Source organism: Ferrovum sp., assembly GCF_027317285.1.
Taxonomy (GTDB): domain Bacteria; phylum Pseudomonadota; class Gammaproteobacteria; order Burkholderiales; family Ferrovaceae; genus Ferrovum.
In genome coordinates, this window is sequence record NZ_DAHVHV010000074.1 from 255 (window position 1) to 6,699 (window position 6,445).

At 54.9% G+C, this 6,445-nt stretch carries 5 protein-coding genes and 1 pseudogene; 4 read left to right on the forward strand and 2 right to left on the reverse strand.

Features of this window, described 5'->3' with window-relative positions; all coding sequences use genetic code 11:
• Positions 1–165 precede the first annotated feature (165 nt).
• Entirely contained in the window at positions 166–1,443 is a 1,278-nt protein-coding gene (locus M6F29_RS10890) for a Y-family DNA polymerase (RefSeq protein ID WP_298159710.1), read from the reverse strand.
• 11 nt (positions 1,444–1,454) lie between these two features.
• Positions 1,455–2,099 carry a LexA family protein gene (locus M6F29_RS10895; RefSeq protein ID WP_298159712.1) on the reverse strand — a complete coding sequence of 215 codons (645 nt, stop codon included), beginning with the start codon at positions 2,097–2,099 and terminating at the stop codon, positions 1,455–1,457.
• Positions 2,100–2,202: 103 nt separating this feature from the next.
• Between M6F29_RS10895 and M6F29_RS10900 the strand changes: the two genes are divergently transcribed.
• The 4 genes and pseudogenes from M6F29_RS10900 to M6F29_RS10915 form a co-directional block, all read left to right on the forward strand.
• Positions 2,203–4,221 (forward strand): type I restriction-modification system subunit M, encoded by a 2,019-nt coding sequence (locus tag M6F29_RS10900; protein ID WP_298159714.1) that lies wholly within the window; start codon positions 2,203–2,205, stop codon positions 4,219–4,221.
• The gene (locus M6F29_RS10905) at positions 4,218–5,072 is read left to right on the forward strand and encodes a hypothetical protein (protein WP_298159717.1); all 855 of its coding nucleotides are present in this window, start codon (positions 4,218–4,220) and stop codon (positions 5,070–5,072) included. Before M6F29_RS10900 ends, M6F29_RS10905 begins: the two co-directional genes overlap by 4 nt.
• Before the next feature lie 61 nt (positions 5,073–5,133).
• The gene (locus M6F29_RS10910; protein ID WP_298159719.1) at positions 5,134–5,772 is read left to right on the forward strand and encodes a hypothetical protein; all 639 of its coding nucleotides are present in this window, start codon (positions 5,134–5,136) and stop codon (positions 5,770–5,772) included.
• Positions 5,769–6,389 (forward strand): annotated as a pseudogene (locus tag M6F29_RS10915) (DUF1016 N-terminal domain-containing protein); the annotation flags it as partial. The gene M6F29_RS10910 and the pseudogene M6F29_RS10915, both read left to right, overlap by 4 nt.
• Positions 6,390–6,445: the final 56 nt, after the last annotated feature.

Sequence of the window (6,445 nt, forward strand, 5' to 3'; positions counted from 1 at the left end):
GCCCGTTCGGCCAGGGCCTGGGGCACGATGACCAATGCCTTGGGATACTGGCCAACATCCGCAAACAATCGGCCAAGGGGCTTACCACCTTGACGCCGGGGCAAAAGGATCTACATTCGCTGCCACAACCCTCAAAAATCGCGCTGTTGAACGGGATGGATGCGATTACGCGGTGACCTGGGGAATCTCTGCCCAGTGGGTGGTGTAGTTGGGGGATTTGAACCCGCGTCGCATGCGCCAACTGTTCTCGGTTCCTGAGGAGGCCAGTTTCAGGGTGTCCTGCCCCATGCGGTGGTTGATGGTGTCCATGACTTTCATGAGCCGTGATGAACGGGCTTCGGCCTCGGGATCGTCAAACAGGGCTGGGTGCAGGGTGGCCTTGGCTTCCAGGGCCATCAGGAGCACCCCAGCCTTCCTGTATCTGAATCCGGGTCGGTAGATATGCTGGAGTCCCTGCAATGCTGCCTGGATCAAATACCGCGTGTCATCTGTGGGTTTGACCAGGGGGACCACCTGAGAGGGATGATATCGGGGTTCTTCCGGTTTGAATGAACTGGCCTGGATATGGACGGCAATGCTCCCTGCCACGGAATGCTGGGCGCGCAGTCTCTCGGCCGCCCGGGTCATGTAACTGCTGACTGCCTCCCTCAGGTCTTCCAGAGTCTCCACGGACCTGCCAAAGGATCGGCTGGAAACGATCTGTTGCCTGTTGGCGCTTTCCTCTCCCAGTTCGATGCAGGGCAGGCCATTCAGTTCGGCCACCGTGCGCTCCAGTGTGATGGAGAACTGCTGGCGAATCCAGCGAGGATTGGCTTTCTTGAGGTCGCTGACCGTTTTGATCTTCAGGGTCTCCAATCGGGGCGTGAGCTTGCGTCCCACGCCCCATACCTCGGAAACCGGGATGCTTTCCAGAAGATCGTCGAGTTCCCGGGCGGAGAACCGGCCAAAGTCACAGACCCCCCCATGGTTTTCCTGTTTCTTGGCGACATGGTTGGCGAGTTTGGCTAGGGTTTTGGTGGTGGCAATGCCGATACTCACGGGAATGCCCGTGCCTTGCCTGATCCGATGGCGGATTTTTTGACCATAGGCGACGAGATCCCGGGGTTCAAAGCCGGCCAGATCCAGAAAACACTCATCGATGGAATAGATTTCCTGCCGGGGGGAGAACTGGCTCAACAGTTTCATCACCCGGGCCGACATATCCCCGTACAAGGCATAGTTGCTGGAGTAGGCGAGGATGCCGTGGCGCTTGGCCAACTTCTCGATCTGGAACCAGGGCACGCCCATGGGAAGACCCAGGGCTTTGACTTCGTTGCTCCGGGCCACGACGCACCCATCGTTGTTGCTCAGGACGACCAGGGGTTTGCCTTCCAGTTTCGGGTTGAACGCCCGTTCGCAGGAGGCATAGAAGTTATTGCAATCCACCAGAGCGATGGAAGACACCGCTATTCTCCTCAGTCAAGTTTGCGAATCGTGGCGGTGACCACGCCCCAGCACAAAAGCTCCTGGCTGTCGCGCAGAACGATATCCTTGAAGTGGAGGTTCTGGGCTTTCAGCACAGGGCGCCCGTCCTCGAACGCCAGACGCTTGACGGTCAACTCGCCATCGATGACGGCGACGATGATCTTGCCGGGTACAGGTTCCAGGGCACGGTCCACCACCAGCATATCGCCATCAAAAATCCCGGCTCCCGTCATGGAATGCCCTTTGACCTTCACAAAAAACGAGGTGGCCTTATGGGGAACCAGGTATTCGTTGAGGTCGAGGGTGGTCTCGATATAATCATCGGCAGGAGAAGGAAAACCGGCCGGAACCTTATGGGCATACAAGGGTAACGCTTGAGGCACCGGCTCCGCGGCGGGATGGAAAACCTCGGCGGAGGCAAGCCCCTGGTTCAGGCGATGCTGGGCCTGACGGGACGACAGGAATTCCCTGATCACGCTCCGGGCGCTGACCGGAATGCGAATGGTTTGGGTGGGTTCCCCGTAGAGGCCGGTTCCGTGCTTGCGTCCGGAACCGGGGCGGGTGCCGCCCCAAGTGGGTGATTTCTCTTTCATGTCGCCATTGTGACGATAATCAAGATGGCTGGCAAGATCCATTTTTTACCAAGATCCAATAATATCTCCGTACCGTGCAATATCTGGTTGACTGCGCCTTCTGATGTGGTATGCTGTTTCGTGCAAAACATGGTTGGAGGGTGGTATGGCGGAAAATAACGGTTCAGCGGCGTCGTTGGCGGATTTCATCTGGAAAAATGCCGAAGACCTATGGGGGGACTTCAAGCATACCGATTTTGGCAAGGTCATCTTGCCCTTCACACTGCTTCGCCGGTTGGAGTGCGTGCTGGAGCCAACGCGCAACGATGTACGAGATGCGTGCCTGACGCACCAGGATAGCGGCATCGATCTGGATTTGATCCTGCGCCAGATAACTCGCTATCCGTTCTACAATACCTCCGAGTACAGCCTGAGCAGTCTTGGCGGCACCAAGACCCGCCAAAACCTTCAAGACTATGTCGCAAAATTCTCGGACAATGCCAGGGTAATCTTCGAGCAGTTCGATTTTTCCAACACGGTTATTCGGCTTGACAAGGCCGGGCTGTTGTTCAAGATTTGCAAGAACTTCGCAGGGATCGATCTGCATCCAGACGTGGTGCCTGATCGGGTCATGAGCAATCTGTACGAACACCTGATTCGACGCTTCGGCGCTGAAGTCAATGAAGGGGCTGAAGACTTCATGACCCCCCGAGATGTCGTGCATCTGGCAACCACGCTGTTGCTTGACCCAGATGACAGTTTGTTTGAGGCGAACCCTGGTCTGATCCGTACACTCTACGATCCAACGTGCGGCACGGGCGGCTTCCTCTCTGATGCTATGGACCATGTCGCGGAATACGGCAATCGTTTCGAAGTACCGCCAGTCCTTATTCCCTATGGGCAGGAACTGGAACCTGAAACACATGCCGTTTGCATGACTGGCATGTTGCTGCGGGCTCTGGAGACCGATCCGGGTCGCGATCTGTCGAAAAATATCAAGATGGGTAGCACGCTCTCCAACGATCAGTTTGCTGGGGAACGATTTCACTACGGCATTGCCAATCCCCCTTTCGGCAAGAAATGGGAGAAGGATCAAGATGCCGTCAATACTGAGTACCGGGAGAAAGGGTTCAATGGCCGTTTCGGCCCCGGTCTGCCCCGCATCAACGATGGCTCCATGCTGTTCCTATTGCATCTTGCGAGTAAGATGGATTTGCCAGAGCGTGGCGGCGGACGTGCTGCCATTGTTCTTTCCGGCTCACCACTGTTCAATGGTGGCGCAGGTTCAGGAGAGTCCGAAATTCGCCGCTATCTGCTGGAGCATGATCTGGTGGATGCTATCGTCTCCTTGCCCACGGAAATCTTCTTTCGGACCGGCATCGGCACCTATCTCTGGATACTCTCCAACAAGAAGCCGAAGCATCGGCGCGACAGGGTGCAACTCATCAACGCTACCAGCCTGTGGACCTCGATCAAGAACGAGGGTAACAAGCGTCGCATAATCAGCAATGATCAGATGCGGCAGATTGCTGACATCTACGCCGCTGCCGAGGAAGGCGAAATCAGTCATATGCTTGATTACCGCCGCTTTGGCTACCGCCGGATCAAGGTACTACGACCGCTACGCATGTCGCTGCATATCAATGGGGAATCTCTGGTCAAACTCAAGAATGAGAAAACTTGGGTAAAACTCTCTGCAGCCCAACAGACAGCCTGGGAAGCCGCCTTGGTTCCGCATCTTGGCTTGGTTCAACCCTTTGCCTGGGCAGAAACTTTTGTGGCAAATGTGGCTCAATCAACCAAAGAGGTCGGCAAGGTCAGCAAGACCTTCACCAAGGCACTGATCAATGCCTTCGGCGCACGCGATCTTGGGGGTGATCCGGTGCGGGATGCCGATGGGAAATTGGTCGCTGATTCCGATCTGACCGATTACGAAAACGTCCCTCTTCTGGAAAGTGTCAAAGATTACTTTGCCCGTGAAGTGCTACCTCATCTGCCTGACGCCTATATCGATGAGAGTTTCCGTGATGACAGTGATGGCGAGGTGGGCCGTGTCGGTTACGAGATCAATTTCAACCGTTTTTTCTACAAGTATGTGCCGCCGCGAAAACTGCACGACATAGATGCCGAACTTAAACAGGTAGAGGCCGAGATTGCTGAGTTACTAGGGGAGGTGACGGAATGATGGAAAGATTAGCATTTTGGAATGGCGTCTTTTACGAAGGAAGCAACTATGCCGTTCGGTCAATTCATCCTGCAACAGTAATTAGCCCAGTTTCTTGCGATTTCACCACGACACACCACAGGAATGAAGTTGTTTTCCGTGAAGACAGTTTCGATCCTGTCACACGCATCAGACGTGGTCGGTTGTATGTTGAAATGGATGGTGACCCTAATCGTTGGGATCAGGTAACGGTGGATAACGGCAACACGTATAACTGGGGGAATTGGCGCCCTACCGCGTCCTATGAGCCATGGAAACCCGACAACAACATCAAAAAAATTGATGGCCGTATTATTCAGATTGGAATGGACGGCTTCGAAACCAAATGGCGCATCGTCGGGATCGAGAAGATATTCATAGGACACATCCTTCTAACCCTGCGGGCGAACTCGCTTCTTGGCGTTATTCCAGAGTTGGCCAGCGCTATCACCGACAAGGACGGGAACGTCGTTGATCCTAAGCCAGTGCAAGAGAGTTTAGACGCGCTGATAGACGCTTTCCATCGGCAGCAGCCAATTCCGACCGTGGACGTGGCCCGCGAAACCGCCAAGGTTATTCTCACCGCATGGATTGGGCAGGATGTGCAGGGTGATGACCTTGGTGGCGTCATCAAGAAAATCCCGAATAACAAATACCTGACAAATTGGGCGGCATCCATCATTAACCGCTTGCATCCGCGCGGCAAGGCCTCAGCACGTGAGTCGCTAGCATTGCAAGGCATCGCTCTACGAACCGTCACCGATGATGATGCCGAATCAAGCGTTCACCTCGTTGGATTGCTCCTACGCGAGATTGAATGGGTCGCCCTGTGACATACAAACGCTACCCAAAATACAAGAACTCTAGCGTTGAGTGGCTAGGTGAGGTGCCGTAATGAAAAATGCCAAATACGAATTGCTTGGACGGATGCAACGCCAATACCATCGACACCACCCTTGGCGCTTGTCGCAGAGCGGCCTTTATATCCCGCATTCCTACGCGGACACGAAGCCGGACAGTCTCTCCTGGTGGGACGATGTTGGCTTCATCCTGAATGGGCGACGGGTCATCGTCTGGTGGCAACATCCGCGCCATGTTTATGCGGACGCGATAGACGCGCAATCCTGGCAAGAAGCCGGGGAAGGGCCACAAGATGATTGGCTCACTGAAGGCAGCACGAAGAACTATCGGCGGGTTGGTGCGTCACGCAAGAAGATTGTGAGTTACACCAGTCGCCAACCTTCAGCGGAGCAAAGGCTACATTACGACCTACTGCGAGATATCCGAGATCGCCTGACAACTGACGGCATCGATTTTGAGATTTCGTCTTCATGGAAGCGGGAGCCTCTGACGTGGGCAGTGGGTGTCAGCTTAGTGGCTCCCTTTGAAGTACGCAATGCGGATGAATTGGCGGAGGTGGCCCGGCTGGCTCGCCAGCTTATTCTGGGGCAAACCACGTTGGAAGCAGAGTTTCCAGGGTATCGCTACAAACGTTCCGACTGGCTTCGTGAGCAAGGAGCGAAGAAGAAATGAGCAATCTGATTCCTCTAGCACCTGAGTACAACGCAGTTCATTCTGAAATCGTCCTGCTGCTGGATGCTGCTCGACGCTCTGCCGCTCGCAGTGTCAATGCCCTGATGACCTCCACCTATTGGGAAATTGGTCGGCGCATCGTTGAGTTTGAGCAGGGTGGCAAGGATCGTGCAGGGTATGGTGAAGCGTTGATCGAGCGATTGGCTGACGATCTGACGAAACGATTCGGACGCGGTTTCAGCCGTCAAAATCTCCAGCAGATGCGGTCTTTCTACTTGGTTTGGCCGATCGAAGTAATTCGCCAGACACTGTCTGGCGAATCCCGAGACGCCGAAATAATCCAGACAGTGTCTGGACAAACTCCGAATCTTGATTCGATTGCCACCCGATTCCCACTTCCCTGGTCGGCCTACGTCCGCCTGCTATCTGTCAAAAACGAGGCCGCACGCTATTTTTACGAAACCGAGGCGCTGCGTTGTGGCTGGTCGGTGCGCCAGTTGGCTCGTCAGATCAACAGCCAGTTCTATGAGCGCATAGCTTTGTCACGCAACAAGGCAGCGATGCTGCGAAAGGCAGAGCAAGCCGAGCCCAGCGATAGCGTAACGCCTGAGCAGGCCACGAACTGAACGATATCGGCAAGGGCGGCTATACCCTGTGGCAGATCGGCGTATTC